Annotated in this window: 3 protein-coding genes and 1 pseudogene; 2 read left to right on the top strand and 2 right to left on the bottom strand. The window is 62.7% G+C overall.

What is annotated here, in order from left to right; translation table 11 throughout:
- A partial coding sequence (locus MLD63_RS17875; protein WP_255331246.1) for a universal stress protein occupies positions 1 to 682 on the bottom strand: 682 nt, incomplete at its 3' end.
- A 338-nt stretch (positions 683 to 1,020) separates the two neighbouring features.
- Here MLD63_RS17875 and MLD63_RS17870 point away from each other — a divergent pair.
- Complete coding sequence (locus MLD63_RS17870) at positions 1,021 to 2,457, top strand: alkaline phosphatase D family protein (RefSeq protein WP_255331245.1); 1,437 nt, start codon at positions 1,021 to 1,023, stop codon at positions 2,455 to 2,457.
- A gap of 82 nt (positions 2,458 to 2,539) precedes the next feature.
- Here the strand turns inward: MLD63_RS17870 and MLD63_RS17865 are convergent, their stop codons facing one another.
- A complete protein-coding gene (locus tag MLD63_RS17865) occupies positions 2,540 to 3,031 on the bottom strand; it encodes an FAS1-like dehydratase domain-containing protein (RefSeq protein ID WP_255331244.1) in 492 nt (163 codons plus the stop codon).
- 218 nt (positions 3,032 to 3,249) lie between these two features.
- On the opposite strand from MLD63_RS17865, the pseudogene MLD63_RS17860 reads away from it, so the two are divergent.
- Positions 3,250 to 3,496 (top strand): annotated as a pseudogene (locus tag MLD63_RS17860) (recombinase family protein); the annotation flags it as partial.

Genomic DNA, 3,496 nt, shown 5'->3' with positions numbered 1-3,496 from the left:
AGCGCGAATGGCCCCACGCGCCCATGACGATCATGTCCGCATCAAGATCGGTGGCGTGCCGGGCAAGAACCTTCTCGATCCGCTCTCCCTCGCTTGGAAGTCGGTCGACGATGACCTTGACCCCATGTCGCGCGAGATAGGCGGCGATGTCAGCGCCGGGTTCGGCGCCGTTCATGCTCTCGCTGGCATCGGGGTCGACCAGCGTGATGTTGACCGCCTCAGCGCCTTGCAAGATTTCCATGGCCTCGCGCACCGCTCGCGATGACTCCACTGTTGAATTCCAGGCAACGAGCACCCGTTTCGGATTGAGGTTACCTTTCGTCCCGGCGGGGAGAAGCAGCACTGGCCGCTCCGCGTCGAACAGGACGGCGCTCATCACATGGCCGCCGACTTCCTTGTCCTCAATGATCCCCGGTCCGATCAGGGTCAGATCAGCATATTGCGCGCGATGGCTGAGCCGTTTGTTGAAGGCACCGACCTCGAAAATTTCGCTGTCGATCTCTCCGGGAACGCCCGCGTTGTTCAGCTTCTCCTTCATCTCCTCGACTTGGTGCTTGAGACGAGCGACCAGGCGCTCGCGCTCTTCGATCCAGCCCGGCGCAAGATATCCGACTTCGCTTATCGGCGGTCGCGGGGCGATTGCGACCACGAGCACGATGAGATGAACCTCGTTGCCTTCCACGAACCGCAAGACGATGTCCAGGTCCGACTGACTGTCGTTGCAGTCGACGACGGTGAGTAATGTTCGAGCATCCATGGGGCGCCCTTTCCTCCAGAGGTGTCCAACCCATCCATAAGTCGAAACGCCCGTCGCGGAATTGAGCTAGATCAACGCGAACCAAACGAACTTCCGCCTCTCCTCGAAGGAGAAAGTTGAGCATGCGATAACCGTGATTGATCCATCGTTGTAGAGCAGCGCTCGTCCCTGCGGCGATCGTGCCGCCCGTGCCTCGCTTGATTGTGTCGACATAGTCCGCGATCTGGATTGCGCTGCGTTATGTGGCACAATAGCTCGAAACGATGCACTCTCACATCACGGCGACCATCGGTCCAATCCTGTTCCTCGACGATCTCGACGGAAGTCGGATGCATTTGTCGGCGCTGTTCATCACACCTGCAGGCGATGCGCCCCCGCCGTCTCTCGGGCTGGAGCGGGACAAGGTGACGCCGACCCGCCTCACCGACTTTGACCACGCCACCGTCTGGCGCGCGCGGTTCACCCTGCTCGCAGACAGGACCTCATCCTATACATGGAACGGGGATACCTATTCGGTTGCAAGCGACCTGACGGGAAGCATGCGTCTCGCCTATATCTCTTGTAACGGCGAAGAAGTTGGTGACATGGACCGCGAAGGGTCCGAGCGTAACGCCATGTGGGCGCGGCTACGCGATGAGCACCGTCGCAGCCCCTTTGCCCTGATGCTTCATGGCGGCGACCAGATCTACGCCGACGAGGTCACCCAAGGGCACGATCTCAGCGACGGCTGGCCGGACAAATCACCGCCCGCCCCCACGGAGGCTGCGCTGGCCGATTTGCGCCGCCATTTGCGCCACCGGTTCTTTGATCGATATGCCGCGATCTATTCCGCGCCGGAGTTGGCTTGGCTGGCGGCGCGCGTGCCATCACTGATGCAGTGGGACGACCACGATATCTGCGATGGATGGGGATCGCTTCGCCGGTCGCAAACCTTTTCTCCGGTGGGCCAGACGCTGTTCTCGGCGGCAAGGGAAAGCTGTCTGATTTTTCAGCATGCCACGATCGACGGCGACTTGCCCGCCCGCTTCGCCGATTTGGAAGGACGGCATCTTGGCTGGGGCATCGATGCACCGGGCCTGCGCATCCTGGCCCCAGACCTTCGGTCGGAACGGACCCGTAGGGCGATCATGGGACCAGGGGGCTGGACAATGATGGAAGCCGAGGCGGCACGCCGGGCTTCTGGACACACACTGCTGATGTCCAGCGTCCCGCTGCTGGGGCCGCGGCTGTCGGTGCTAGAGACGCTGATGGTCGCCGTTCCCCGGATGCAGAAATACGAGGATGATCTTCGCGACCAGTGGCAGAGCCGGGCGCATCGCGACGAGTGGCGACGCCTGCTGCGCCTGGTGCGCGACATGGTCGAGCATGATGGGAACGACCTGACATCAATCTCGGGTGAGATCCATCTTGCGACTCGCGCGGTGATGGATCTGGGTCAAGGCCGCCGACTGAATCAGCTCGTGGCGTCTGGCGTGGCACACAGGGCACCGCCGAAAGGCTGGGCCCGCTTCCTCGGCGCATTGGCCAGTCTGGGAGAGGACCCGCTGAGCGGCCACCCCATCCGGATCCGGCCACTGCCCGGTAAGTCCGCTCGCTATATCGCCGAGCGAAATTACCTGGTGCTCGAGCGCGGCGCGGACGGATGGTCGGCGCGGTGGGATCTGGAAGAGAGTGGCATGACGGGGTCGCTGCCGCTGTGAGCGGCGGTGGACCGTTTAGCAGAGAACGATCTGGCGACGGTCGGTCGCTGTTCAGGACAGTCAATTTAAGCTCGCTCAGCACTCATTGCCCGTCATCGTTTGCGGGGCGACCCATCATGAGGCGAAGTGGCTCATAAATCATCACCACAGCCTGCTGCTGATTGCGGACAATGTTGCGGGTCCGAACAAGACCACGGCTGCCGCTCCGTTCTTGCCGCACCTCGGTCACTTCGATTTCCACCTCCACTGTGTCTCCCGCCACCACCGGCGCCTTGATATCCAGCGTGGTGCCGAGGAACGCTAGACCGGTTTTCTGCGCAGTTGCGTTGAGTACCAGTGCTTCAGCAATGCCGACCTTTCCTAGCTTCGCATCATCGACGATGTGCTCTGGCAGGCCGCACGCCGTCGCCAAGGTGCTTTGAGGTCGAAGAGCACTGGCGGCGATCCGAGACCGGCGCCGGCCGAAGTTTTTGTTCTGTAGTCTGATGTCATGTGGCTGCTGCGGCTCGGGCTTCTCGATGGTATCGAAGGATGCCCTCGGCCGCTCGGCCGCCCGCAACAAGAGCCGGGCCATTTGTTCCGACACCCGCATCATCGCCCGAAGCGACTTGAAAGCGCGGGTGCTTGACGCCCTGCAGAACCATCTGACGGATCCCGAGGCTGTGCGGGTCTTCTGCGAGGAATACACAGCCGAGCGCAACCGGCTGAACGCGGTGGGCGACAGCGAGCGGATGAGCCTGGAGAACGCAGCGGCCAGTCATCGGCGACCATGCGAAGCTCGTCGATTCGATCATGGCGGGCGTGCCCGCCGAGCAGGCGAGGGACGAGATGATGGCACCGGACGGGCGGCGCAGGGAGATCGAGGCGGCGCTTAGTATCGCGCGCGCTGCAGATCCGGTGCTGTTCCACCCGTCAATGGCCGCGACCCATCTCGCCCGCGGCGCATTGGCCAGCGGGCTAACGGAACCTGGCGGCATGGAGGAGACGAAGGAGGCGCTTCGGGGACTGATCGAGAAGATCGTGCCGGCGCCGGACCCGC

The organism is Paracoccus albicereus, from assembly GCF_024359525.1.
Classification (GTDB): domain Bacteria; phylum Pseudomonadota; class Alphaproteobacteria; order Rhodobacterales; family Rhodobacteraceae; genus Paracoccus; species Paracoccus albicereus.
Note: the sequence above shows the minus strand (reverse complement) of the source record. Positions and strands in the feature narration are given on the sequence as shown.